The sequence below is a fragment of the Ruegeria sp. BB5 genome, from assembly GCF_056539405.1.
In genome coordinates, this window is sequence record NZ_JBQFUX010000001.1 from 1,022,791 (window position 1) to 1,047,178 (window position 24,388).

A 24,388-nucleotide genomic window follows, 5' to 3' on the forward strand; every position below is an offset into this window, starting at 1 on the left:
TAAAACAGAAAACGCCGCCCAGTCCTTCGGGCGGCGTTTAGTCGTTTTGCTTCCGAAGCTTCAGACCCGTTTCAGAGCCAAAACCGCGTTCAACCCGCCAAAGGCAAACGCATTGCTAAGCGCAACATCCACCTTCGCGTCCCGCGCCTCATTTGGCACCACGTCCAATGCACATTCGGGATCTGGATCTTCATAACCGATGGTTGGGGCGATCACCCCGTCGCGCAACGCCATGATACATGCCAGCAACTCGACCGCGCCAGTACCCCCAATCAAGTGCCCGTGCATGGATTTCGTGGACGATATCATCAGGTCGTCTGCGTGCGGCCCGAACACACCGGCCACCGCCGCGCATTCGGTCTTGTCGTTCGCCGCTGTGCCCGTCCCATGCGCATTGATGTACCCGACCTGGTCCGCATTCAGGCGCGCATCGGTCAGCGCACCTGACATGGCACGCGCCGCGCCCTGCTTACTGGGCATCACGATGTCAGACGCATCCGAGGACATGGCAAAGCCGACAACCTCACACAGGATATCTGCCCCTCGTGCGCGCGCATGTTCGTATTCTTCAAAGACAAAAGCCCCGGCCCCTTCGCCCTGCACCATTCCATTTCGGTTGGCGCTGAACGGGCGGCAAGCGTCCTTGGACATCACGCGCAGGCCTTCCCAGGCTTTGACGCCGCCGAAACACAACATGGATTCTGATCCACCCGTGATCATTGCAGGTGCGGCGCCGCTGCGGACCATCTGAAACGCCAATGCCATCGCGTGATTGGATGAGGCGCAAGCGGTTGAAACCGTAAAACTTGGCCCCTTCAGGTTATGTTCCATAGACACATGGCTGGCCGCCGCGTTGTTCATCAGTTTGGGCACCACAAATGGATGCACACGGTTTTTACCGTCCTCGTAGACGGAACGGTAATTATCGTCCCAAGTGGACACGCCGCCACCGGCGGTGCCAAGAACCACACCGGACCGAGCAGCAAGATCTCCGTGAAACTCGATCCCGGATTGGTCAATCGCCTCTTTCGCGGCGGTCAGCGTGAATTGCGTAAAGCGATCGTAAAGGCTCATCTGCTGGCGATTAAACCGCCCTTCGGCCTCGAACCCGCGCACTTGGCCGCCGATTTTGATGGAAAGCCGCTCAACATCGCGGAATTCAAGTTGTGAGATGCCACAACGCCCTTCGCGCATAGCTTCAAGCGTATCAGGGACAGAGTGACCCAGCGAATTAATCGTCCCGGCCCCGGAAATAACAACGCGTTTCATAATTTCAGGTCAGACCTTTTCCGACACAAGCTTTTCGATCCCGGCAATGATCGCTGCCACATTTGAGATATCGAAATCGCTGGCTTGTGGTTCATTCGCGTTGAACGGGACCGAGATATCGAACTCTTCTTCGATGGCGAAAATGCTCTCGACCAGACCCAGGCTGTCGATACCCAGATCTTCAAGTGTACTTTCGGGCGTGACGTCCGAAGGCTCCAGCACGGCCTGCTCAGCAATGATTGCGATGACGCGGTCGGTGATGCTCATGTCGGTCCTCTGATTTTCCCGTTGCGGATGATTTAATCACTCGGGGGCTGTTTGAAAACAGCCTTTTTCAACGCCTCGACGTCACGTGCCATGCGGGGCAAACGACGTTGTGCTTTGTAGATGTCGGTATGGGTTTCCATTTTGATGGCCGGATATCCCATTAGTACCCGACCCGCAGGAACGTTGGACAGGATTTTAGTGCCGCCCGCCGCTATCACGCCGTCACCGATAAAGATGTTGTCGACCACGCCGGTCTGGCCACCCAGTACCACGTTATTGCCAATCTCGACCGAGCCGGACACGCCAGCCTGACCACAAATTAGACAATCCTGCCCAACCCGTGTGTTGTGCCCCACATGCACAAGATTGTCCAACTTGGACCCGTTTCCGATGCAGGTATTCCGGATCGTTCCGTTGTCGACGGTACAATTGGCGCCGACTTCAACGTCATCCCCGATCTCAACTGCACCCAGCGAGTGAATGCGAAGCCAGCTTTGCGCCCGCGCATCACCTTTGTCGCCCATTGTTTTGCGGACATTCTCAACATCCGAAACCTCGGGGGTAACAAAGCTGAACCCGTCGCTCCCGATCCGTGCGCCGGGTTGGGCAATGAAACGATCACCGATCTGCGCCCTGGACCCGATGCTAACCTTCTCACGTAACATGGCGTTTTCGCCCAGAACCGTATCCATGCCAATCACGCAATGCGGGCCGATAACTGCGCCTTTGCCAATACGAACCCGCGCACCGATGACGGCCAAGGGGCCGATGGCTGCGTCTTTGGGGATTTCCGCGGTCGGGTCGATCACGGCCGAAGGGTGAATACCCGGCGCTACGCCCTGCCCGCGATCCAACATTGTGGTGATCCCGGCCATCGCCATACGCGGACGGGGCACAAAGATGGCCGCCTCCAACCCTAGCGCTTGCCAATCCGCACCTTCCCACAACACGGCTGTCCGTGCCGAGCTGCCGCTCAGCGCCTCGGCATATTTCGGAGACATCGCCATCGCCAGATCGGTCGCCGCTGCATCACCCGGCTCAGCCGCGCGTTCAACGATCAGGCCAGTATCGCCCTGGCAGTCTGCCCCAAGAGCGTCGGCGATTTGCTGGATGGTATAGTGCATATCGGGCTTCCCGGTTTAAGGATCTGCCCCGCTGATTACCCCTGAACGTCCGGCAGGGCCACCCCTGCTTTCTGCAAGGCCTCCCAGATTTTCCGATCACGCTCATAGACATCCCGGCGATACTGAACCTGACCCTTAGGACCAACATAAGCCGTGCGGTAGATCAGGTGAACCGGAACATGCTGTTCCAATTGCACCGTGGTTTCCTTACCCGTGGCCAGAACACGCTGAAAAAACGCCTTTGGGTTTTCTTCCTGCTTGGCCAGCAACGCATAGGCGAAATCAAACGGATCTGCCAGGCGGATACACCCGTGCGAGAACGCCCGCACCTCACGCGCGAACAGACTTTTCTGAGGCGTATCATGCAGATAGATGTTGTACTTGTTGGGGAACATGAACTTCACCAGCCCCAGCGCATTGCTTTTGCTGGGCGGTTGGCGCATCGCAAACGGGAAGTTCCGCGCGTTGAACTGGGTGAAATCCACCGCGCCGCGATTGACCTGCCGACCGCTGCGGTCGGTGATCTGGATATGGCCAACGGCGTTGGGATTTGATTGCAGTTGGGGCAGGTATTCCTTGGTGATGATCGAGCGCGGCACATACCAACTGGGGTTGATGACCATATGCTCCATCTTGTCCGAGAACTCGGGGCTGCGTCGGTCATGTGTGTTCTTGCCGATCACCGCGCGCGTTTCGAACGTGACCAAACCGTCATCAACGATCTTGGCCGAGAAATCAGCCTGATTTACTAAAATGTGCCGCTCACCCCGTTCGCGCGGCAACCAGCGCTCGCGCTCCAATGCGACATAGACAGCCTTTAGACGGTCTGAGGCGCTGCGGTTCAGCTCGGAAATCGTGCCCTGACCGGCCACACCGTCCGGCGCAAGACCATGATCTGTCTGGAATGCTTGCACGGCACCCAACAAAGCCGCATCGAAATCCGGACTGGCGGTAGGACGCAAATATCCCATGGAAACCAAACGGTTCCGCAGCTTTATTACATTGGGCCCGGTGTCACCATACTCCAACTTGGCAACAGGAACCGTCGCGCCCCAACCGCCTTGATGGATGAGGTCCTGCAGCACCAACTTCTGCTTCATCAACGCCCGGTACTGGGTTGTTTGCGGGGCCAATTGATCGAAATACGAGCCGTTTTCCCCTGCGATCAACCCCTGCAAGTGCTCCTTTGTCGAAGCCCTTTGAACCTTGCGCACTAACCCATCATCAATCTGGGATGGGCGCAGCGCGCCCGACTGCAGATTGCGCGCGTATTCAGCGAAAGCACGGGTCAGACTGATCTCAACAGCTCCCAGATCGCGCGTCGTACGGGCCTCTTGCATCTGTTCCACAAGGGACTGGACGCTGTCCGAACCCTGCGGCAATCCATGCATATCAGTCGATGACAAGGCCTGGATCAGCCGTGCGCGGCGCGCCGAATGTAGCGGGGTTTCGCCAACCCAAACCGGGGCAAAACCATTCTCGCGGTAAAACTCGGCGATTCCTGACCCCGAGGGCGCAAATTCGGCAACAGCCATCTGAAACGCCGTCGCTGGCCGGGTGTCTGCATTCACTACAGACGCCGAAGCCAGAAAACATGCGGTGAAAATAATACCAGAACGGGTCCGAATACCTGAGAACATTGGATGGCCTTGATTATTCATTATTTTACGCAGCAGAAATGTGCGCGGATCAAATATGGTTACGCCTTGGGCGCGTTGTCTATTAACAAACGTATCAACCTGGCGCATCTTTCGGTGCGTGATGCGTCTTTGCATCGCCTGGCGGAAATGCGCCGCCAAATGTCTCAATATTATACATATTCGCATCACCTGCGCAAAAAACTGCCGAAATTTCCCCCTTGAATTGATGAATCCGAAAGACTTCTTGGCGGACAAAACCGACTGTGTCATAAATCCCGCATCTGGGATGGGAAAAAATTAATATCGCGCGCGTAACATCGTGTGCAGGCAGGAACAGTACGGGACGAAACTGAAATGACGATGAGCAGTACATCGGGCTTGACCCGGCGTGCCCTTCTGGGCGCATTTGCAGCTACGGCAGTTGTGGCCGCACCGACCTATTCCAATGCAGCAGGTTTCCTTCGAGGCGGCGGCGATATCCGCCGTATTCGTATGTATTCCGGTCGCACCGGCGAACGGATTGATATGATTTATTGGGTCGATGGAAAATACATCAAGGACGCTGTCAAAGAAGTGAACCACTTCATGCGTGACTGGCGGACTGATCAGAGCAAAGACATGGATCTGCGCACGATCGACATCATGGCTGCATCGCATAACCTTCTGGATGTAAATGAACCCTATATGCTGCTGTCCGGCTATCGTTCTCCGCAAACCAACGCGATGCTTCGGTCTCGTTCTCGTCGGGTTGCCAAGAACTCGTTGCATATGAAAGGCCAAGCGGCTGACCTGCGCCTGTCGTCGCGTTCAGTGTCGCAAATGGCCAAGGCTGCAATGTCCTGCCGCGCTGGTGGAGTGGGCAAGTACTCCCGCTCGAATTTCGTCCATATGGACTGCGGTGAGGTCCGTAGCTGGGGCGGTTAACACTTCCAAAATCTTAAAAAACAACGAGCGCCTCTGGGCGCTCTTTGTTTTTAAGTAACCTTGAATTATTCCTTATGAAAAGAACAGCTCAACCTCGATGAACTGTGATCCATCGACCAGATATTGTCGCTTACCGGACTGTATCAGAACCAGTCATCATAGCGTCAAATTGAAGGACGCACTCTCCAATATAAGACACTCAGGATAACTGCTAATGCGAGGTGGTATGGCGCACCTGAGAGGATTCGAACCTCTGGCCTCTGCCTTCGGAGGGCAGCGCTCTATCCAGCTGAGCTACAGGTGCCTTGGCCGTTAGCTATCCTTGTTCCGATCCGGGTGCAACTGAAAATCCACCCGGATCGACCAGCTTTTAGGCAAACAAATCATGCGCCAGTTCAAGGGCATCGACCAGCGTGTCGACCTCATCCTTGGTGTTGTACAGACCAAAGCTGGCGCGGCAGGTGGCGGTCACGCCGAAGAAATCCATCAGTGGACCGGCGCAATGATGACCGGCCCGCACGGCAACCCCCTTTTTGTCGAGGATCGTCGACACGTCATGCGCATGCCCTGCCCCATCCAGCGTAAAGCTGAAAATAGCAGCCTTATCGGGACGTGTGCCTTGTACCTGCAGCCAGTTCAAACCGGTCAACCGCTGCATCGCATAGTCGCGAAGCGCGCCTTCGTGGGCGGCGATGTTCTCCATCCCCAGGTCCATCATATAGTCAAGCGCCACGCCCAAACCAATCGTTTGCACGATACCGGGTGTTCCGGCCTCAAACTTCATTGGGGGGTCGTTGTAGATCACCTGATCTTTGCTGACCTCTTTGATCATGTCGCCGCCACCGATGAAGGGGCGCATCTCGGCCATGCGTTCGGATTTGATATAGATCGCGCCCGAACCGGACGGGCCATACAGCTTGTGCCCGGTGATTGCATAAAAGTCGCAGCCGATATCCGACACATTGACCGGCATATGCACGGCACCCTGGCTGCCGTCGACCAGCACCGGAACGCCTTTGGCATGCGCACCTTCGGTAATGGCCTTAACATCCACCACCGTCCCCAGCACGTTCGAGCATTGCGTGACCGCGACCAGCTTGGTCTTGGGACCGATTGCATCGATCACGGCCTGCGGGTCCAGCCCGCCATCCGCATCGATATCGACCCACTTTAGGACAACCCCCTGCCGTTCGCGCAGGAAATGCCAGGGAACGATGTTGGCGTGATGCTCCATGACGCTAAGGACAATCTCATCCCCGGCCTGAAGGCGCGGCATCGCCCAGCCATAGGCCACAAGGTTGATCCCCTCGGTCGTGCCCGAGTTCAGGACGATCTCATTCTCATCCGCCGCCCCAAGGAAACGGGCTATGGTGCCGCGGACGGACTCGTACTTTTCGGTCGAGAGGTTGGACAGGTAATGCAGACCACGATGCACATTCGCGTATTCCTCGGCATAGGCGCGGGTCACCGCGTCGATCACCACCTGAGGTTTCTGCGCAGAGGCACCATTGTCCAGATAAGTCAGCGGTTTGCCGTTTACCTCGCGTGACAGAATCGGAAAGTCCGCGCGGATTTTTTCTACGTCATACATGGTCTTCATATCCCTATACCGGGCCGCTGGGTGTTAAAGCGAGGACAAAGGGGGCTGCGATCAACGCAGACAACACTATGACCCCAAAGGATTTCCAAAGCGTTCCGAACTTATGCGCTTCATTGAGGAAATGCAGCGTGACGTAAAGGCTCACCAGCGCTGTGGCGAACAAAAACAGCACCATCAAAACCGGAACGAAAATGGCCAGCACAAGCGTTACGAACATCGCCGCGCTTTGCAGGAACTGCAACCAGACCGTCAGCGTCATGATCTCGTCGAATGACGCGCGCCCGCCCAGCAAACGCCCGACGAACAGGAACGCCGCAATGCTGAACATCATTAGGGCGGCCGAGCGGATAAGGCTCATGAAAATCGGTTCGGGTGTTGGAACATTCAGGCCTTCCGGCGAAGGAACCAGATGTTCGATCCCAAACTGCACCAGTCCATTCAAAACGACGGCCAGACAGAAGGCCAGCCACAGAACTTCGCGCCCGGCGCGAAAGGATAATAGGTGCCGGGCCGCTTCAGCCGGGTTGACCAGCGTCAGGACCGCAATGTTACCTAGGGTCGAGAAATTCATTCCGCCTGCCTTTGTGTTTGTCTCAAGCCCGCCAGCCAGAACCAGATAAACACGCCAAACCAGGCTGCCCCTACCACAGTTAACGCAGGTCCTGGCCCGATGAGACCCGCCACCAGACCGTTCAACAACACCAATGGTGTCGACGACAATAAAGCCCAAAACAAAGCCAGACGAGCACCATAAGCCGTGCCGCGTCCGCCAACCAAACGAGCGGCCCCGTATGATACGAACGCCAGAAGGTAAAACAGCAACGGCAGTATGAAAACAGTGCCTAGCAAAGCCGCGGCCATCAGCGCGTTCAGCTCAAGCCCTTCCAAATGCGCCCGCCGCGCGAGGCCGGGAAGCTGTGCGATGAAAGCCACCACGCAAAACCCCATGACAAAGACCAAGGCCCTGTCTTCCCGCTGCCCCAAATCCAGAAGCCGACGCACGACGCGCCCCGGCCCCCGGTACGTGGCCACGATATCCGATGTGACTGGCATCAGCTGCGGCGCGCCAGCCAATCTTCCAAACGGTTCACGATCTTTTCAGCAACTTCGCTGTCTTCGATCTCGTCCACCGCTTCGGCCAGAAAGGCCAGTGTCAGCATGTTGGTTGCGTCTTTGACCGGAACGCCGCGTGATCGCAGGTAGAACAGAGCCGTCTCGTCAATCGCGCCCGAGGTCGAGCCGTGTGAACAGGCCACATCATCGGCATAGATCTCAAGCTCGGGCTTGGCGAGGAACTGGCTGTCGTCGTCCAACAGAAGCGACTGGCTGATCTGATAGCCATCTGTCTTCTGCGCGCCTTCTTTCACGAGGATCTTACCCTGGAAGACGCCGGTCGCACCGTTGCGCAGAACCTTCTTGAACACCTGGCGGCTTTCGCAGTTCACCGCGTCATGGGTGATAAACACTGTGTCGTCATGGTGAAAATCACCGTCTCCGACACATGCACCTGCCACATGGGCAACCGCATCATCTCCGGTCAGTTCCACGACCTGCTCATTGCGGGTCAGAACGCCGTTTGCGGTCAGGGTAAATGACTTATAGGTCGATTCCGTTCCCAGACGGGCGAACATATGAGTCATTGCCCGACGTTCATGATCGCGACCTTGCGCGCGCACATGATGCAGCGTCCCATTGTCGGCGATGTCAATCTCCATCACCTTGTTAAAGCGCGACGCGGCCGGACCAACCTCAAGCACGGTGACCTCGGCATCTGGTTCGACACGGATCACGTGATGCAGCATCGCGTCCGATGTTTCCGAGGCGTGACGATACATCAGGCAGATCGGCTTGGACGGTTTGCCTGTCACATGGATGGCAACACCATCTTTGGCAAAGGCTGTGTTCAGCGCAGCCAGCGGACGTGGCACCGGGGTCTGGCCACGGCTCTCTAACGCGCCATACAGCTCTTTGGCCCAGTGAATATCCTTGCCGCAGATATCCTCGATCCGGTCGATCATCACCCCCTCAAGTGTCAGATCATCGGATTCCTCGGGGCTGAATACTCCGTCGACGAAGACAATTTTCAGATTGTCCATGTCTTCGAAAATCATGGGCTCGCCCGCGTCGAAAACCTCGGCGCGCGGTGCTTGAGCCGAGATCAGCGTATCAGGACGTGTGTACTTCCAGTACTCATCGCGACGGCCAGGCAGGCCCATCTCTTGCACACGCGCAAGCGCATCCTCGCGTGCAGCACGGGTGCATCCGCACATCTCGGGCATGGCCAGGGATGCCAGCCGCTCCTCGGTTGCGGTCAGTTTCTCTTGTGGCAAAGCCATCAGTTCACCTCGGCCAGAATGTCGGCATAGCCGTTATGTTCAACTTCCAACGCCAGCTCGGGTCCGCCGGTCTTCACGATACGACCGTCGGCCATGATGTGTACGACGTCCGGTTTGATGTGATCCAGCAGCCGCTGATAGTGGGTGATGACCAAAAAGCTGCGACCTTCGTTGCGCAGCGCGTTCACGCCTTCGGACACCAGCTTCATCGCATCCACGTCGAGACCCGAGTCGGTTTCGTCCATGATGCACATCTTGGGTTCCAGCATAGCCATCTGCAGGATCTCGTTGCGCTTTTTCTCACCGCCCGAGAAACCAACATTGACCGGACGCTTGAGCATATCGGCGTCGATTTTCAGCGTCTTGGCCTTGGCGCGCACTTCTTTCAGGAAGTCTGCCGCTGACAGCTCCTCTTCTCCGCGCGCTTTCCGCTGAGCGTTTACCGCCGTGCGCAGGAAAGTCATGTTGCCAACGCCGGGAATTTCGACCGGATACTGGAACGCAAGAAAGACGCCAGCGGCAGCACGCTCTTCTGGCTCCATGTCCAGCAGGTCTTCGCCGTCCAGCGTCGCCGTACCTTCGGTGACCTCATAGCCGTCACGTCCTGAAAGCACATAGCTGAGCGTCGATTTGCCCGAGCCGTTCGGTCCCATGATCGCGTGTACCTTGCCAGGCTCGACCGTCAGGTCCACACCCTTGAGGATTTGCTTGTCTTCGTCTTCAAGCTGTACGTGCAGGTTCTTGATTTCCAGCATGATTTTTCCTCTTTTCGCGCCAGTTTGATTACCTGCCGCCTTGTTTGAATTTTGGTTTCTACCTGATGGCTATGCAGACTTAGCGACCTTTGCCGGTCCCTCGCTGGGTTTGATCAGGAAGTTTTCGTTAACGCGGTAGCGCCTGAACTGGTCGACCACCTCATAACCATTGGTCGCGATCAGTTCGTGGAATTCGGTGGCATTCTTGTCATCCACTTCGACAAAAATCACAGGGCGATTTTGTCCCAAACTGGGTAAAAGACTTTCCAGAACGGCGATTTCCATACCCTCGACGTCAATTTTTATAAAGTCGAATGAGCGGTCTTTAACCAATTCTGCAGCCGGGACAACGGGAATAGACCCTTGTTGCTCAATCAGTTTACCCCCACCCAAATTCCTGGCGTTCCAAGACACACCAAGGTCCGAGCGTGCCTCGTTCGAAACACCGTACCCAACCCAGTTGAAATCAACCTTACTTTCCATCCCATTCAAGTGGAGGTTGCTAACCAAAATCTCGGCAGCCACAGGATTGGGTTCAACAGGAACTACTAGAGACGCGTGAAGGAACAGCGCCAAGTACAGGCTGTGGTTCCCGACATTTGCGCCGATATCCAAAAAACTGCCGCCAACAGGGAAGTGTTCTGAAATCATCCCAAGCTCTTCGACTTCGTAGAACGCACCCCCAAAGTGACATTTTTGTATCGTATCTTTTGGATTGATCACGGAAAAAAAGACTGTTCGGTCATGAACCCGAGCCCGAACCACCTGCCCCGCTGTGGCTCTAAAAACGCCAGAGCGTCTGGAGCTTCTAACCCATCTTTTGAAATCTGCAGCTGTTTCCACAAGGAATGACCTTTTAGAGTTGCCGATAGTCAAGCTCGACCGGTCAACCGACCGAGCCCTCCAATGAGATCGCAACAAGCTGCTGCGCTTCCATGGCAAACTCCATCGGCAATGCCTGCAGCACGTCCTTGCAGAACCCGTTGACGACCAAGGCCACGGCTTCTTCCTCGTCCATACCGCGCTGGCGGCAGTAGAACAGCTGATCGTCGTCCACTTTGGATGTCGTCGCTTCGTGTTCCACACGGCTCGAGTTGTTCTTGACCTCGATATACGGAACCGTATGTGCGCCGCATTTGTCACCGATCAGCAGGCTGTCACACTGCGTATAGTTCCGGCTGTCCTTCGCCTTCGGGTGCATCGAGACCAACCCGCGATAGGTGTTCTGCGCCTTGCCCGCGCTGATGCCCTTGGACACGATGCGCGACTTTGTGTTCTTACCCAGGTGAATCATCTTGGTGCCGGTGTCGGCCTGCTGATAATTGTTGGCAATCGCGATCGAATAGAACTCACCCTGGCTTTCATTGCCACGCAGGATGCAGGACGGGTATTTCCAGGTCACGGCCGAGCCGGTTTCGACCTGCGTCCACATCACCTTGGACCGGTCGCCCCGGCAATCCGCCCGCTTGGTCACAAAGTTATAGATACCGCCCTTGCCGTTTTCATCACCAGGGAACCAGTTTTGAACGGTCGAGTATTTAACTTCAGCATCTTCTTCGACGATGATCTCAACCACAGCGGCATGCAACTGCGCGGTATCACGTTGCGGCGCGGTGCAGCCTTCCAGATAGGACACATATGATCCCTTATCGGCGATAATCAGCGTGCGTTCGAACTGACCAGTGTTTTCGGCGTTGATGCGGAAATAGGTGCTCAGCTCCATCGGGCAGCGAACACCCGGTGGGATGTAAACGAACGATCCGTCCGAGAATACGGCCGAGTTCAATGTGGCATAGAAGTTGTCGGATACCGGAACCACAGTGCCCAAGTACTTCTTAACCAGTTCAGGGTGTTCCTTGATCGCCTCAGAGATTGAGCAGAAGATCACACCGGCCTTGGCAAGCTCATCCTTGAAGGTCGTACCAACAGAGACCGAGTCAAATACCGCGTCCACAGCGACCTTACGGCCTTCGGCGGGCGCATTCTCGGCGCCTTCGACGCCGGCCAAAATCAACTGTTCTTTCAGCGGAATGCCCAGCTTTTCATAGGTGGCCAACAGTTTGGGGTCGACCTCGTCCAGCGATTTTGGCTTTTCTTCCATCGACTTGGGACGGGCATAGTAATACTGGTCCTGAAAGTCGATCGGGGGGTAATGTACCATCGCCCAGGTCGGCTCTTCCATCTTGGTCCAGCGTTCAAAGGCCGACAGACGCCATTCGGTCATCCATTCGGGTTCTTCGTTTTTGTCAGAGATCAGTCGAACGATATCCGGGTTCACACCTTTGGGTGCGTACTCCATTTCGATATCGGTATCCCAGCCGTATTTATAAGTGCCAGCCTCGCGCACCGCGTCCACGGTTTCCTGATCGACACCTTCTTTTACCTGGGTCTGGTCCAAAGCGGCCATTTCCTTCACTCCGTCAAGTCACGCGGCACGCGCGCGATGCTTTTTCTCTTTTTCCAACCACGTTTCGGCGAAACGCAGCACATCTTCTTTCGTCGTAAAAGGTCCCAGCGAAACGCGTATTGCGCTGGCTGCCGTGACCTCATCATACCCCATTGCCGTGAGGACCGCGCTGGCGCGCACCTTGCCACTGGAACAGGCAGAACCCGCGCTGATGGCAAACCCCGCCAGGTCCATTTGCATGACCTGCGTTTCGCCTTTCCATCCCGGAGTGGCAAAACACAATGTGTTAGGCAGGCGATCCTGATCCTTCCCGACAAAAATAGTCAATTTAGAACCGGCCTCAAGGGCATTTTCTAGAATATTTCTAATTTCTTTGACCTTGTCCCAAACCCCATTGGCAAGATCCCGTGCAGCGGCTTCTGCTGCGGCCCCGAAGCCCGCGATTCCAATGACATTTTCGGTACCCGACCGGCGCCCCATTTCCTGACCACCGCCTTGGATTTGGGCAGGCAAATCCGTGCCGCGTTTCATCACAACAGCACCAACACCCTTGGGGCCACCCAATTTATGCGCTGAGATCAGCGCCATTTGGGCACCCAGCCAGTTGAAGGCCACCGGTAGTTTTCCAAAAGCTTGCGTCGCATCGGTTACGGCAAGCCCCGCAGGCAAAGCCTGCACGATACCGGTTTCCGAATTCGCCAGCTGCAAGGTCGATTGAGCAGGATCGGAGACTTGAACGCGGCCCGAGGCGTCCGCTGGCAAGTCTTCTGTAATCCAGGATCTTACCGCGTCATGCTCAACAGCAGATCCATGCAGGCCACGCCCGCGTAAGGTCAGCGCCGCCCCCTCGGTGGAACCCGACGTGAATACGATATCCGCCCCATCCGCACCAAAGGCCGCCGCGATTTGCGCCCGCGCCTTCTCGATCAAGGCTTTGGCGGCACGTCCCTCGGCATGCACCGAAGACGGGTTGCCGCAAACCTCCATCGCCGCGATCATCGCCTCTCTGGCCTCGGGGCGCAAAGGAGTCGTGGCATTATGATCCAGGTAAACACGACTCATGGAGTCACCTTTTCACGAATGCGAAGTGGTATCGCGTTTTCATAGACCAAGTGCATAATCTCACTCGTCCACCACTGCAAACAGGCTCGGAACCGCGGGACACGGGGCCAAATCGTTTCTGATTACGTCCGACAGTCGGGTTTGATGCAGGAAAACATAAACATGGGCGCTTAGCCCTTCCCACAAACGGTTGCTTAGCGATTGCGCCCGGCTTCCTGATGACGCACCCGACGCCCCTGCGCCTTTTTGCAGCGCATCCACTGTTTCGTCGACCGCCGACAGAATCTCGACCACGCGAATTTCCGAAGGCGACCGCGACAACCGATACCCACCACCCGGTCCGCGAACCGATGAGACCAGATCGGCTCGGCGTAGTTTCACGAACAATTGCTCAAGATAAGGCAGTGAGATGTCCTGCCGCTCAGAAATCTCACTCAGCGTTACAAGCGTATCTGTCGGTTGCAGGGCGATATCGGCCATAGCTACCATCGCGTAGCGACCCTTGGTCGAAAGCTTCATTCTCGTCCCCTTTTGGTCGATAACGCGCGAAAACATTGACGCCGCCGCTGCCAGTGCGTATCTCCGACGGGCAGCGCATTGCGCAATGCAAAATTATTAGAACCGTTCTAAGGTGCCTGACGATAACCGTCAAGTATATCCCGGCACCAAGAAGAAAAAGACAGGACCAAAGCACACATGCCCGAGGTGATTTTTCCCGGACCCGAAGGCCGCCTGGAAGGCCGCTACCACCCGCAAAAGGAAAAAGACGCACCGATCGCCATCGTGCTTCATCCGCATCCTCAATTTGGCGGGACCATGAACAACAAGGTGGTCTACAACCTGCATTACGCATTCTACAATATGGGCTTTACCGTTTTGCGGTTCAATTTCCGTGGCGTGGGTCGCAGCCAGGGTGAATACGACCAGGGTGTTGGTGAGTTGAGCGACGCAGCCTCGGCGCTGGATTACCTGCAGTCAATGAACAACAACTCGAAACACTGCTGGGTCGCGGGTTTCTCGTTTGGTGCATGGATCGGCATGCAGTTGTTGATGCGGCGCCCGGAAATCACCGGCTTTATCAGCGTGTCACCCCCTGCAAATATGTACGACTTTTCGTTCCTGGCGCCCTGCCCGTCCTCGGGCCTGATCATAAACGGATCAGCCGACCGCGTGGCACCACCTGCGGACACAACCTCGCTGGTGAACAAGCTGCACGAACAAAAGGGAATCACCATCACCCATAACGAGGTTGATGGCGCCGATCACTTCTTCCAGGATCGTCACATGGATACTCTGATGACCGATGTCAGCGACTATGTGAAACGCCGCCTGACCGAGAACACACGCTGATGTCTGACACCATCACCACCCTGGCCGCCAAGCTGGCCGAGGACACAATGAAAGTGATGGATGAAACCGGCGACGACCGTTTCTTTGTCGAAGTGGGCGAACATCTGGGAGCGTCCTCTCAGACTTTGGAAGAAGCCTTCCTGACCGAAATTCGCGTGCGGTTGGCAGAGCGCAAAGCCCGCAAGTTCGTGATCCAGAGGCTCTCGGATCACCGCTCCAAACTGAAAGCGATCGAAAAACAATGACAAACAGACTGTCCGCGCAAATCGAATTTCTCAAACGCGTGGACAGGCTGAAATCGGTCGATCGCGCGAATTTTCTTCTGGATCAATCCCGCGCTGAAAACGCGGCTGAACACAGCTGGCAACTCGCGCTTTGGGCGCTGGTTATGCAACCTTTGGCTGATGAAGGTGTCAGCATTGATCGGGTCATCCGCATGCTGTTGCTGCATGATTTGGTCGAAATCATTGTCGGCGATCATCCGATCCATCTGCAAACCGATTGGCAAGCGGTCGAACGGGCCGAGCAAGCCGCCGCGTCAGAATTGTTCGATCTTTTGCCTGAAGATCAGGCCGAGGCTTGTCTGAACCTGTGGCAAGAGTTCGAAGCCGATCAGACCCAAGACGCCAGATTCGCGAAATCCCTTGATCGCTGCCAGCCGATGTTTCAGGTCCTCTGCGCCGCAGCCCCGAGGGCGGATCACAAAGCTATTGTTCAGGACAATCTGAACGGCGGGCGGGCCGCTTATCTGAAGACCGAATTTCCAGACGCCTATACCGCAGCGCAAAGCCTGCTGATCGGAGACACCCCTGCACAGACTTCATTCTCAGCTCGCCTTGGATTTCTTGCCGAAAGCGACCAACTGAAATCCGTCTACCGGGCTTCGCGCCTGCTCAGCGGTGAGCGGTTCGAGAATTCGGCCGAGCATTCATGGCACATTATGCTGTACTCTTGGATTCTGTCCGAATACGCAGCACCCGATGTGTCCATTGACCGCGTTTTACAAATGCTTCTGCTGCATGATGTTGTTGAGATCGACGCCGGGGATAACCCCATTCATGGTCATGTCGACCACGCGGCCCAAGAAGCCGAAGAGCAAGCCGCAGCAGAGCGCCTGTTCGGGATGCTACCGGATAATCAAAAGGCGACCTTTCTGTCTCTGTGGCATGAGTTCGAAGCAGCCGACAGTGCCGATGCCCGCTTTGCCAAGGCAGTCGACCGTTTTCAGGCACCAGTCGGAAACCTGGCAACGGGCGGCGGATCATGGGTGGATTATGATGTCAGTTATGCGCAGATCGAAACCCGTGTCGGCACTCCGGTCAAATGCGGCGCACCCGACTTATGGGCTTGGCTGCAACCCCAGCTAGATGCCTATTTCGCCGCCATGGCCACCACGTAGGAAAAGAAAAAAGAGGCGCAAAGGCCTCTTTTTCCCTTGTTTCGGCAGGCGCTCAAACCTGAAAACTATCTAACCGTTCAACAAACTTGGCCGCGTTTTTGTCGACGGACCCCCCGCCAGCAAGCCACCCAAGCGCCACGATCAAAGCCGAAACAAAAACTATTATTCCTGCAAATTTCGTCATGCGATGTAACCCGGAAAACAAAAATCATTAAAAAACAACGCGTTTTTAACATAACCTAGGGTCAAAAAATAGTCAGGTTATCCATACTTCCCAAATGGCTAGTGTTTTTGCCTTAACGTCATTGCGCATGTCGTGATTCCGAAATTTTGCTTGCTCGCTTTGCCGTTTTCATGCTCAACCTCGCAAAACATTTGTCGAGATACCTACCGTGCCCAAAGCCTATCTGATCTTGTTGCTGGCGGTTATCGCAGAGACCATCGGCACAACGTCCCTGCAAGCCAGCCAACAGTTCAGTCGTTTCTGGCCCTCCGTTCTGGTGGTTGTCAGTTATGGCATTGCTTTTTACCTGCTGGGCCTGACGCTAAGATTCATGCCGGTCGGAATTGTTTATGCGATATGGTCCGGGCTTGGCATCTTTCTGATCGCGATCATTGGCTTCATTGTTTTCGGGCAAAGGCTGGACTGGCCCGCCGTCATTGGATTGATCATGATTTTGGCCGGAATCCTGATCATTCACCTGTTTTCCAAGACGGCCGGTCACTGATCGCCGGTTAGGGCTGGTCTATTTGGTCAAACCACGCTATGCGCGCGGCAACTTCCCGTTCAAAGGCTGACCTCTCATGGACCTGCGCAATATCGCAATCATCGCTCACGTGGACCACGGCAAGACGACCCTGGTGGATGAGCTGCTCAAACAATCCGGCGCGTTCCGGGAAAACCAAGCTGTGGCTGAACGAGCCATGGACAGCAACGATCTTGAACGCGAGCGTGGCATCACCATCCTGGCCAAAGCCACCTCGGTCGAGTGGAAGGGTACGCGCATCAACATCGTCGACACCCCCGGCCACGCAGATTTTGGTGGCGAGGTTGAGCGGATTCTCAGCATGGTCGACGGCGTTGTATTGCTGGTCGATGCCGCCGAAGGCCCGATGCCACAGACCAAGTTTGTGACCTCCAAGGCGCTTGCGCTGGGACTGCGCCCGATCGTCGTTTTGAACAAGGTCGACAAGCCCGACGCCGAACCCGACCGCGCGCTGGACGAATGTTTCGACCTGTTCGCCAACCTTGGCGCTGATGATGACCAACTGGACTTCCCGGCAATGTACGCATCGGGCCGTTCGGGCTGGGCAGATATGGAACTGGACGGACCGCGCAAGGACCTGACCGCGCTGTTCGACCTGATCGTTGATCACGTCCCTGCCCCGCAACAGGCCGAACGCAAGGACGAACCGTTCCGCATGCTGGCGACCACGCTGGGCAGCGATCCGTTCATTGGCCGTATCCTGACTGGCCGCGTGGAAAGCGGCACGCTGAAGGCGGGCGACAGCCTCAAGGCGCTGTCCCGCGATGGCACCCTGATCGAGAACTTCCGCGCGTCGAAAATTCTGGCGTTTCGTGGCCTCGCGCAGCAACCCATCGACGTGGCCGAAGCTGGGGACATCGTCACCATCGCAGGGATGAGCAAAGCCACTGTTGCGGATTCGTTGGTATCCCCGCAGGTCGAAGAGGCTCTGCCGGCCCAGCCCATCGATCCACCGACCATCACTGTGACCTTTGGCATCAACGATTCCCCTCTGGCAGGTCGTGACGGCAAAAAGGTCCAATCCCGCGTTATTCGTGACCGACTGATGAAAGAGGCCGAATCCAACGTCGCCATCCGCATCACCGATACCCCCGGCGGCGAGGCGTTTGAGGTCGCGGGTCGTGGCGAATTGCAAATGGGCGTTCTGATCGAGAATATGCGCCGCGAAGGGTTCGAACTCAGCATTTCGCGCCCGCAGGTTCTGTTCCGTGAGGAAGAAGGCCAGCGTCTGGAACCTATCGAAGAAGTCACTATCGACGTCGATGACGAGTTTTCGGGCTCGGTGATCGAAAAGATCACCGGTGCACGCAAAGGTGAATTGGCCGAAATGCGCCCCGCCGGTGCAGGCAAAACCCGGATCATCGCACACGTCCCTTCACGCGGGTTGATCGGGTATCATGGCGAGTTCCTGACAGACACACGTGGCACCGGCGTTCTGAACCGCGTGTTCCACGGTTGGGCCGCGCACAAGGGCCCGATCCCGGGCCGTCGCGCAGGCGTTCTGATCTCGATGGAGAAAGGTCAGGCCGTGGCTTATGCCCTGTGGAACCTGGAAGAGCGCGGCCGCATGTTCGTTGCCCCACAAACTGACGTTTATCAGGGCATGGTTATCGGTGAGCATTCGCGCGACAATGATCTGGAAGTGAATCCGCTCAAGGGTAAAAAGCTGACCAACGTCCGCGCAAGCGGATCTGACGATGCCGTACGGCTGACGCCCCACGTTCAGTTCTCGCTAGAAGAGGCGATTGCTTATATCGACGATGATGAATTGGTTGAGGTCACCCCAAACGCTGTACGTCTACGCAAGCGCTTTCTGGACCCGCATGAACGCAAGCGTATGGCGAAGTCTGCTTGAGTCTCCCTTAAGTATAGTTGCCGCAATTGCAACAATGCCACACTTCTGACAATTTTGTGCGCGCATGAACTGCGCAAATATACGAAAAGCCCGCCGTTTTGGCGGGCTTTCTCTTTGTTTTAAGTGTATTTTTTTCGCGTAAAATTTGTTCCTAAAATTAATTCAAATTAAACACCCCTTGTAAATGTGACCCAAAATGGGTGTAATTATGGTTGAAGTATGGCACAATTGATGTACCAAAACGTAAAGCACAAACTGTAGTGCAATAGTGTTAGTAACGAGTTCTGAAGGAGCGGCGCCATGCGCGTGAAATCCCATTTATTATCTTTTGTATTTGTCTCTGCAACATTACCGTTCATCACCGCCAGCGCGGCGCAGGCGGAAAGATGCAACATCAAAACAGCCCGACAATCGGTATCGACAGAAACGTTGTGCGGCTGCTCAGTCGTCGATACGCGCATGTTGCGCTATATCCAACGCCGAGCTGATTTCGAGGACATTCTGGCCCGTACACTTGATAGTTGTCCGGCTTTTGCGGCTGTCCTGACTGATTTGCCAACGGCGTCCACGGCTGCATCTGATCGCGATAGTGATAGCGACACCTTTGGCGATTCAGGCAACGGTGATAACGGCGGCGGCAGCAGTGACGACGGTGGCGGCAACAACGGCGGCGGTGGCGGCGGCGGCAATAACGGTGGCGGCGACGGCGGCAATAACGGTGGCGGCGGCGGCGGCGGCAATAACGGTGGCGGCGGCGGCGGCGGCAATAACGGTGGCGGCGGCGGCGGCGGTAATAACGGCAATGGCAACGGCGGCAATAATGGCGGCGGTGGCAATTCCGGCAACGGCAACGGCGGCAACAATGGCGGCGGTGGCAATTCCGGCAACGGCAACGGCGGCAACAATGGCGGCGGTGGCAATTCCGGCAACGGCAACGGCGGCAATAATGGCGGCGGTGGCAATTCCGGCAACGGCAACGGCGGCAATAATGGTGGCCCGGGCAATGGGAACGGGAACGCCGGAAACAGCGGTAATGGCGGCGGCAACAACGGTGGTTCAGGACCGGGCACCGGTAATGGCGGCAGCAATAATGGCCAAGGCGGCGGTAGCGGCAATGGCGGTGGCGGTTCCGGGAACGGCGGCAGCAATGGCGGCGGCACCGATGGCGGCAGTGGCAACGGCGGCAATAACGGTGGCCCGGGCAATGGGAACGGGAACGCCGGAAACAGCGGTAATGGCGGCGGCAACAACGGTGGTTCAGGACCGGGCACTGGCAATGGCGGCAGCAACAACGGACAAGGTGGCGGCGGCGGCGGCAACGGTAATGGCGGCAGCACAGGCGGCGCTTCTGGTGGAAACGCTGGCGGCCCCGGCAGTGGTGGAACGTTTTAACCGAACAGCTGCATCTGACTTGCGTCCTTAGATTCGGATTTGAATGGTCAGACCAAGCTAAAACCTATGGAATGCACAAAGGGCGACCTCAGGGCCGCCCTTTTTTCCCTCCAGCCTGAGGGGAAATGGAAAAAGTCTTAGCTACGACCGTAAACGCCGACCCAACCGCTGGGTTTCCTGGGGTTTTGCATGCGAAGGAACAGATATTGCGTGGCGGCCCACGGTTTGATCTGATTGGTTAGGTTATCCAAAACCAAATCCCCGGCTGCCGAGCGATAGACAAGCACGGCATGTGAATTGCGCTTTGCATCCAACACAGTCGCGATCAGCAATTTACTGGGATCAACCCCGGCCCGAATTAAATCGCGTTTCTTAAGCAGTGCAAAATCTTCGCAATCTCCACCACGAGAGGTCGGCAAGGCCCATCTTTCCGCGGTCCGATATTGCGACCGATCTGTCACCGCGCGTGTCGTAGCATTCACTTGACGATTTACGTGCTGAATAATCTGCATCTCTTTCTGGCTGGACATGGATACAGTTGCTTTGGTCGAACACGCCCATCTGTATTGACGGCACAATTGCCGAGCGCCTGACGGCGGCGGCGACACGGCTGCAATCTGGATAAAGCGTCCCTCGGTTGCTTGTGCATCGGTGCCAACACCCAAAGTTCCTAACGCCAATGCGGATACAGCAACCAGTCGACCAATTGATGAGATCAACCGTGCAGATACATCTCTGAGTTCATTGCTCAACAGCTTCATGCCTGTTCCTCGACCATTATTCATCCTCGCAATTGCGGACAAACAGGACCGTAGATCGTTTAGCTTAACTATCAGTAGACGGGGTCGTTTGCGCAATCTGAGGTGAAGTTGCAAGGAAAAAGAGGCGGAAATTCGTTCCGCATTTTGACCATTTCAGGCAAGAATTGTGAGGGCTCGGCCACAATCCAAAAGTTACGTAAGGTTAACTTAGCGCAAGTTATTGAAGACAAATAACTGTAATATATAGAAATATTGCGATGTCAAAAAAGCCAGACGACTCATCAAGTTGCCTGGCTTATCCATTGGCTAAATTCCGCTTACACAACCAGAAGTTGGCCAATCTTTGGCGGTCGAGCTTTATTCAGTGGTCTCGACAATCAACAATTCACGTTCACTAGCCCCGCGTGCATGGTCCAGCGCCTGTTGATATTCGGGTGAATTGTAGCATTCCACTGCGGCCTCGACCGAGGGGAAACGGGCAACAACATTGCGTGGGCGCTCTTTCCCTTCAAGCTGCACATACCGTCCAGCACGTGCGATGAACGAGCCCCCGTGCTTGGCAAGCGCCGGTCCTGCCAGTTCAGCATATTTGCCATAGGCCTCGTTGTCCGTCACGGTCACGTGGGCAATCCAAAGTGCCGGCATCCTATCCTCCCAAAACTTGTTCTGCGGCTTTGATTGCCGCTTCTGAATTTGACGCATCCCGGCCACCGCCCTGCGCCATGTCCGGACGTCCGCCGCCACCCTTGCCGCCCAGTTCAACCACTGCGGCCCGGACCAAATCAACGGCTGAAACCTTGTCGGTCAGGTCCGATGTTACACCGGCAGCCACGGCAGCCTTGCCACCGGCATCCGCAATCAACAGCACCGCGCCCGAGCCCAGACGGCTTTTGTGTTCGTCAATCAATGCAGGTAGATCCTTGCCCGAAACTCCGCTCAGCGCCTGCGCCAGGAAAGGCACACCGTTCACTTCGCGCGTCTCGGCTCCGCCGCCCTGCCCTGCACCACCGGCCATCGCCAGATCACGGCGCAACTGAGCAACCTCGTTTTGCAAGGCTTTGCGTTCATCCAGAAGAGACTTGACACGGGTGACCACATCATCCGGCTGCGCTTTCAATTCCGAAGCAATCTGACCCAGCCGCTGATCTTGCGCGGACAGATGCCGGAATGCCTCATCCCCGGTCAGCGCCTCGATCCGGCGCACACCGGCACTGCTGGCACTGTCACCCAGTACAACAAACGTGCCGATATCACCGGTCTGACGCACATGCGTGCCGCCACACAGTTCGATGGACCATGTATCACCGTCATGACCCTTGCCTGTCTGAGCTTTACCCATCGACACAACCCGGACTTCGTCACCGTACTTCTCACCAAACAGCGCCTGCGCACCCAGTTCCCGCGCATCGTCGGGCGTCATGATTCTAGTTTCAACGGTCGAGTTCTGGCGAATGAATTCATTCACCTCACGTTCAATCTTTTGAATCTCATCAGGGTTAAGCGCCTTGGAATGGCTGAAATCGAAACGCAGCCGATCTGATGCATTCAGCGAACCGCGCTGTGCCACGTGATCACCCAGCGTTTCGCGGAGCGCCTCGTGCAGCAAGTGCGTGGCCGAATGGTTGGCCCGGATCGCTGTTCGACGGGCATGATCAACCTCAAGCTCAACAGCATCGCCCTTCGACAAAGCACCCTGACTTACCGTGACACGATGCGCATAAACCTTACCTTCTGCAAACTTGCGCGTGTCTTCGACCTGCGCCACGTCTTGCAGGTTCTCAAGACGCCGAATTTCACCGGTGTCACCAACCTGACCACCAGCTTCGCCATAGAATGGCGTCTGGTTCACGACAACCCATCCCGAGCCGCCCTTTTCAATCTTATCGACCAAAGCGCCATCAACCACCAGAGCAGCCACCTGCCCTTCGGCTTTTTCGGTGTCGTAACCCAGAAAATCAGTGGCGCCCGCTGCGTCCAGAACGTCAAACCAAACCGCCTGATCCGCGGACTCGCCCGATCCGGCCCAAGCGGCACGTGCCTTGGCTTTCTGCTCGGCCATGGCCGCATCGAACCCGTCCGTATCCACAGTCCGGCCTTTTTCACGCAATGCATCTTGCGTTAAATCCAGTGGGAAACCGTAAGTGTCATACAGCTTGAACGCCGCTTCACCAGACAATGCACTGCCTTCAGGCAGGCCAGAGACCTCATCATCCAACAGCTTCAGACCGCGATCCAGCGTCTGTTTAAAGCGGGTTTCTTCCAGCAGCAGCGTCTCTTCGATCAGGGCTTGCGCCTGACCAAGCTCGGTATATTGCGCGCCCATCAGTTGCACCAGCGCGGGCACCAACCGGTGCATGACCGGGTCTTTCGCGCCCAGCAAATGCGCGTGACGCATGGCGCGGCGCATGATCCGCCGCAGAACGTAGCCTCGCCCGTCATTCGACGGCATCACACCATCTGCGATCAGGAACGACGTCGAACGCAGGTGATCTGCAATCACCCGGTGATGCACGTTCTGATCACCATAAGGATCAACACCCGTGGCATCCGCCGACGCCTCGATCAGGGTTTTGAACAGGTCCGTGTCATAGTTGTCATGGCTTCCTTGCAGCAGCGCCCCAATCCGCTCCAGCCCCATGCCGGTGTCGATCGACTGCATGTCGAGTTCGACCATCGAGCCGTCTTCGAACTGCTCGTTCTGCATGAAAACGATGTTCCAGATTTCAATGAACCGGTCGCCGTCTTCCTCGGCCGATCCGGGAGGGCCACCCCATATGTGATCGCCATGATCATAGAAAATCTCGGTACACGGACCGCACGGGCCGGTGGGGCCCATCTGCCAGAAGTTGTCATTGGTGGCGATACGGATGATCCGATCTTCTGGCACACCAACCTTCTTCCAGATCTCAAACGCCTCATCATCAGTGTGATAGACAGTGGTCAGCAGGCGGTTCTTGTCGACACCGAATTCCTTAGTGATCAACTCCCAGGCAAACGGGATTGCCTCGGGTTTGAAATAATCACCGAACGAGAAATTCCCCAGCATTTCAAAGAACGTGTGGTGCCGTGCGGTATAGCCCACATTGTCCAGATCGTTGTGCTTGCCGCCCGCGCGCACACATTTCTGAGCGGTGGTCGCACGCTGATAGTCGCGGGTTTCCACACCGGTAAACAGGTTTTTGAACTGCACCATCCCCGAGTTCACGAACATCAGCGTCGGGTCGTTGCGCGGGACCAGAGGGCTGGACGGCACCACTTCGTGCCCCTGTTTGTCAAAGTAGTTCAGAAAGGTTGATCGGATATCATTCAGCGTGGGCATAAGGCTCTCTCGGCGCGCAATCATATTGTGTCAAAACGGGTTTATCCCTGTCCCTGCGGATAGTCCACAGCGTTGGACTCGCAGAACGAAACAAGGCGACCCCGATGGAACGCCTTGTTTCGGATTTTCTAAGCACTGGCTGTGTGACGCGGAATTTTTTC

General features: G+C 56.2%; 24 protein-coding genes and 1 tRNA gene. 8 read left to right on the forward strand and 17 right to left on the reverse strand.

The window, feature by feature from the left end; translation table 11 throughout:
• Positions 1-60: 60 nt before the first annotated feature.
• From ACR0DL_RS05085 to ACR0DL_RS05100, 4 genes are read right to left on the reverse strand one after another with little or no spacing between them, the layout of a single operon-like run.
• Complete coding sequence (locus tag ACR0DL_RS05085) at positions 61-1,269, reverse strand: beta-ketoacyl-[acyl-carrier-protein] synthase family protein (RefSeq protein WP_170375382.1); 1,209 nt, start codon at positions 1,267-1,269, stop codon at positions 61-63.
• Between the two features lie 9 nt (positions 1,270-1,278).
• Positions 1,279-1,536 carry an acyl carrier protein gene (locus ACR0DL_RS05090; RefSeq protein WP_170348740.1) on the reverse strand — a complete coding sequence of 86 codons (258 nt, stop codon included), beginning with the start codon at positions 1,534-1,536 and terminating at the stop codon, positions 1,279-1,281.
• Positions 1,537-1,568: 32 nt separating this feature from the next.
• A complete protein-coding gene (lpxD, locus tag ACR0DL_RS05095; protein WP_480687904.1) occupies positions 1,569-2,660 on the reverse strand; it encodes a UDP-3-O-(3-hydroxymyristoyl)glucosamine N-acyltransferase in 1,092 nt (363 codons plus the stop codon).
• A gap of 35 nt (positions 2,661-2,695) precedes the next feature.
• Entirely contained in the window at positions 2,696-4,300 is a 1,605-nt protein-coding gene (locus ACR0DL_RS05100; protein WP_480687906.1) for a L,D-transpeptidase family protein, read from the reverse strand.
• Positions 4,301-4,303: 3 nt separating this feature from the next.
• Between ACR0DL_RS05100 and ACR0DL_RS05105 the strand changes: the two genes are divergently transcribed.
• The gene (locus ACR0DL_RS05105; protein ID WP_480687908.1) at positions 4,304-4,522 is read left to right on the forward strand and encodes a hypothetical protein; all 219 of its coding nucleotides are present in this window, start codon (positions 4,304-4,306) and stop codon (positions 4,520-4,522) included.
• 132 nt (positions 4,523-4,654) lie between these two features.
• Positions 4,655-5,224 carry a peptidoglycan L,D-endopeptidase MepK gene (gene mepK, locus ACR0DL_RS05110; RefSeq protein ID WP_170348744.1) on the forward strand — a complete coding sequence of 190 codons (570 nt, stop codon included), beginning with the start codon at positions 4,655-4,657 and terminating at the stop codon, positions 5,222-5,224.
• 227 nt (positions 5,225-5,451) lie between these two features.
• Here mepK and ACR0DL_RS05115 read toward each other — a convergent pair.
• The 10 genes from ACR0DL_RS05115 to iscR form a co-directional block, all read right to left on the reverse strand.
• Positions 5,452-5,528 (reverse strand) — tRNA-Arg (locus tag ACR0DL_RS05115).
• 66 nt (positions 5,529-5,594) lie between these two features.
• Positions 5,595-6,815, reverse strand: coding sequence for a cysteine desulfurase (locus ACR0DL_RS05120; RefSeq protein WP_480687910.1), 1,221 nt, complete (start codon positions 6,813-6,815; stop codon positions 5,595-5,597).
• Between the two features lie 13 nt (positions 6,816-6,828).
• A complete protein-coding gene (locus ACR0DL_RS05125) occupies positions 6,829-7,395 on the reverse strand; it encodes a YIP1 family protein (RefSeq protein WP_366550304.1) in 567 nt (188 codons plus the stop codon).
• Entirely contained in the window at positions 7,392-7,877 is a 486-nt protein-coding gene (locus ACR0DL_RS05130) for a YIP1 family protein (RefSeq protein ID WP_480687912.1), read from the reverse strand. Before ACR0DL_RS05130 ends, ACR0DL_RS05125 begins: the two co-directional genes overlap by 4 nt.
• Positions 7,877-9,160 carry a Fe-S cluster assembly protein SufD gene (sufD, locus tag ACR0DL_RS05135; protein WP_170348748.1) on the reverse strand — a complete coding sequence of 428 codons (1,284 nt, stop codon included), beginning with the start codon at positions 9,158-9,160 and terminating at the stop codon, positions 7,877-7,879. The genes ACR0DL_RS05130 and sufD overlap by 1 nt, the downstream gene beginning before the upstream one ends.
• Positions 9,160-9,915, reverse strand: a complete 756-nt coding sequence (sufC, locus tag ACR0DL_RS05140; RefSeq protein WP_170358524.1) for a Fe-S cluster assembly ATPase SufC — start codon at positions 9,913-9,915, stop codon at positions 9,160-9,162. The genes sufD and sufC overlap by 1 nt, the downstream gene beginning before the upstream one ends.
• Before the next feature lie 69 nt (positions 9,916-9,984).
• Entirely contained in the window at positions 9,985-10,758 is a 774-nt protein-coding gene (locus ACR0DL_RS05145; protein WP_226688436.1) for an FkbM family methyltransferase, read from the reverse strand.
• A gap of 43 nt (positions 10,759-10,801) precedes the next feature.
• Positions 10,802-12,322 (reverse strand): Fe-S cluster assembly protein SufB, encoded by a 1,521-nt coding sequence (gene sufB, locus ACR0DL_RS05150; protein WP_480687914.1) that lies wholly within the window; start codon positions 12,320-12,322, stop codon positions 10,802-10,804.
• Positions 12,323-12,340: 18 nt separating this feature from the next.
• Complete coding sequence (locus tag ACR0DL_RS05155) at positions 12,341-13,384, reverse strand: cysteine desulfurase family protein (protein ID WP_425080617.1); 1,044 nt, start codon at positions 13,382-13,384, stop codon at positions 12,341-12,343.
• 60 nt (positions 13,385-13,444) lie between these two features.
• Positions 13,445-13,903 carry a Fe-S cluster assembly transcriptional regulator IscR gene (iscR, locus tag ACR0DL_RS05160; RefSeq protein ID WP_170348753.1) on the reverse strand — a complete coding sequence of 153 codons (459 nt, stop codon included), beginning with the start codon at positions 13,901-13,903 and terminating at the stop codon, positions 13,445-13,447.
• A gap of 177 nt (positions 13,904-14,080) precedes the next feature.
• Here iscR and ACR0DL_RS05165 point away from each other — a divergent pair, with 177 nt between their 5' ends.
• From ACR0DL_RS05165 to ACR0DL_RS05190, 6 genes are all read left to right on the forward strand, one after another.
• A complete protein-coding gene (locus ACR0DL_RS05165) occupies positions 14,081-14,734 on the forward strand; it encodes an alpha/beta hydrolase (protein WP_170348754.1) in 654 nt (217 codons plus the stop codon).
• On the forward strand, positions 14,734-14,979 hold the full coding sequence (locus ACR0DL_RS05170) for a hypothetical protein (RefSeq protein ID WP_170348755.1): 246 nt from the start codon (positions 14,734-14,736) through the stop codon (positions 14,977-14,979). The genes ACR0DL_RS05165 and ACR0DL_RS05170 overlap by 1 nt, the downstream gene beginning before the upstream one ends.
• The gene (locus tag ACR0DL_RS05175; RefSeq protein WP_480687916.1) at positions 14,976-16,133 is read left to right on the forward strand and encodes an HD domain-containing protein; all 1,158 of its coding nucleotides are present in this window, start codon (positions 14,976-14,978) and stop codon (positions 16,131-16,133) included. The genes ACR0DL_RS05170 and ACR0DL_RS05175 overlap by 4 nt, the downstream gene beginning before the upstream one ends.
• A 392-nt stretch (positions 16,134-16,525) precedes the next feature.
• Positions 16,526-16,861, forward strand: coding sequence for a DMT family transporter (locus tag ACR0DL_RS05180; RefSeq protein ID WP_367647910.1), 336 nt, complete (start codon positions 16,526-16,528; stop codon positions 16,859-16,861).
• 76 nt (positions 16,862-16,937) lie between these two features.
• A complete protein-coding gene (gene typA / locus ACR0DL_RS05185) occupies positions 16,938-18,755 on the forward strand; it encodes a translational GTPase TypA (RefSeq protein WP_170348758.1) in 1,818 nt (605 codons plus the stop codon).
• Between the two features lie 459 nt (positions 18,756-19,214).
• Positions 19,215-20,147: a hypothetical protein gene (locus tag ACR0DL_RS05190; RefSeq protein WP_480687919.1), complete on the forward strand. Its 933-nt coding sequence runs from the start codon at positions 19,215-19,217 to the stop codon at positions 20,145-20,147.
• 137 nt (positions 20,148-20,284) lie between these two features.
• On the opposite strand, the gene ACR0DL_RS05195 is transcribed toward ACR0DL_RS05190, so the two are convergent.
• From ACR0DL_RS05195 to alaS, 3 genes are all read right to left on the reverse strand, one after another.
• Positions 20,285-20,908 carry a transglutaminase-like cysteine peptidase gene (locus ACR0DL_RS05195; RefSeq protein ID WP_170348760.1) on the reverse strand — a complete coding sequence of 208 codons (624 nt, stop codon included), beginning with the start codon at positions 20,906-20,908 and terminating at the stop codon, positions 20,285-20,287.
• 357 nt (positions 20,909-21,265) lie between these two features.
• Positions 21,266-21,553 (reverse strand): DUF1330 domain-containing protein, encoded by a 288-nt coding sequence (locus ACR0DL_RS05200; RefSeq protein ID WP_170348761.1) that lies wholly within the window; start codon positions 21,551-21,553, stop codon positions 21,266-21,268.
• 1 nt (position 21,554) lies between these two features.
• A complete protein-coding gene (alaS, locus tag ACR0DL_RS05205; protein WP_480687921.1) occupies positions 21,555-24,227 on the reverse strand; it encodes an alanine--tRNA ligase in 2,673 nt (890 codons plus the stop codon).
• Positions 24,228-24,388: the final 161 nt, after the last annotated feature.

Bases quoted from the DNA above. Each gene is read 5' to 3' on its own strand.
- ACR0DL_RS05125 (WP_366550304.1), bottom strand. From the start codon at position 7,395: ATGAATTTCTCGACCCTAGGTAACATTGCGGTCCTGACGCTGGTCAAC.
- mepK (WP_170348744.1), top strand. From the start codon at position 4,655: ATGACGATGAGCAGTACATCGGGCTTGACCCGGCGTGCCCTTCTGGGC.
- alaS (WP_480687921.1), bottom strand. From the start codon at position 24,227: ATGCCCACGCTGAATGATATCCGATCAACCTTTCTGAACTACTTTGAC.
- ACR0DL_RS05090 (WP_170348740.1), bottom strand. From the start codon at position 1,536: ATGAGCATCACCGACCGCGTCATCGCAATCATTGCTGAGCAGGCCGTG.
- ACR0DL_RS05200 (WP_170348761.1), bottom strand. From the start codon at position 21,553: ATGCCGGCACTTTGGATTGCCCACGTGACCGTGACGGACAACGAGGCC.
- ACR0DL_RS05085 (WP_170375382.1), bottom strand. From the start codon at position 1,269: ATGAAACGCGTTGTTATTTCCGGGGCCGGGACGATTAATTCGCTGGGT.
- ACR0DL_RS05100 (WP_480687906.1), bottom strand. From the start codon at position 4,300: ATGTTCTCAGGTATTCGGACCCGTTCTGGTATTATTTTCACCGCATGT.
- typA (WP_170348758.1), top strand. From the start codon at position 16,938: ATGGACCTGCGCAATATCGCAATCATCGCTCACGTGGACCACGGCAAG.
- iscR (WP_170348753.1), bottom strand. From the start codon at position 13,903: ATGAAGCTTTCGACCAAGGGTCGCTACGCGATGGTAGCTATGGCCGAT.
- ACR0DL_RS05155 (WP_425080617.1), bottom strand. From the start codon at position 13,384: ATGAGTCGTGTTTACCTGGATCATAATGCCACGACTCCTTTGCGCCCC.
- ACR0DL_RS05170 (WP_170348755.1), top strand. From the start codon at position 14,734: ATGTCTGACACCATCACCACCCTGGCCGCCAAGCTGGCCGAGGACACA.
- sufD (WP_170348748.1), bottom strand. From the start codon at position 9,160: ATGGCTTTGCCACAAGAGAAACTGACCGCAACCGAGGAGCGGCTGGCA.
- ACR0DL_RS05130 (WP_480687912.1), bottom strand. From the start codon at position 7,877: ATGCCAGTCACATCGGATATCGTGGCCACGTACCGGGGGCCGGGGCGC.
- ACR0DL_RS05105 (WP_480687908.1), top strand. From the start codon at position 4,304: ATGGCCTTGATTATTCATTATTTTACGCAGCAGAAATGTGCGCGGATC.
- sufC (WP_170358524.1), bottom strand. From the start codon at position 9,915: ATGCTGGAAATCAAGAACCTGCACGTACAGCTTGAAGACGAAGACAAG.
- ACR0DL_RS05120 (WP_480687910.1), bottom strand. From the start codon at position 6,815: ATGTATGACGTAGAAAAAATCCGCGCGGACTTTCCGATTCTGTCACGC.
- ACR0DL_RS05195 (WP_170348760.1), bottom strand. From the start codon at position 20,908: ATGAAGCTGTTGAGCAATGAACTCAGAGATGTATCTGCACGGTTGATC.
- ACR0DL_RS05165 (WP_170348754.1), top strand. From the start codon at position 14,081: ATGCCCGAGGTGATTTTTCCCGGACCCGAAGGCCGCCTGGAAGGCCGC.
- ACR0DL_RS05190 (WP_480687919.1), top strand. From the start codon at position 19,215: ATGTTGCGCTATATCCAACGCCGAGCTGATTTCGAGGACATTCTGGCC.
- lpxD (WP_480687904.1), bottom strand. From the start codon at position 2,660: ATGCACTATACCATCCAGCAAATCGCCGACGCTCTTGGGGCAGACTGC.
- sufB (WP_480687914.1), bottom strand. From the start codon at position 12,322: ATGGCCGCTTTGGACCAGACCCAGGTAAAAGAAGGTGTCGATCAGGAA.
- ACR0DL_RS05175 (WP_480687916.1), top strand. From the start codon at position 14,976: ATGACAAACAGACTGTCCGCGCAAATCGAATTTCTCAAACGCGTGGAC.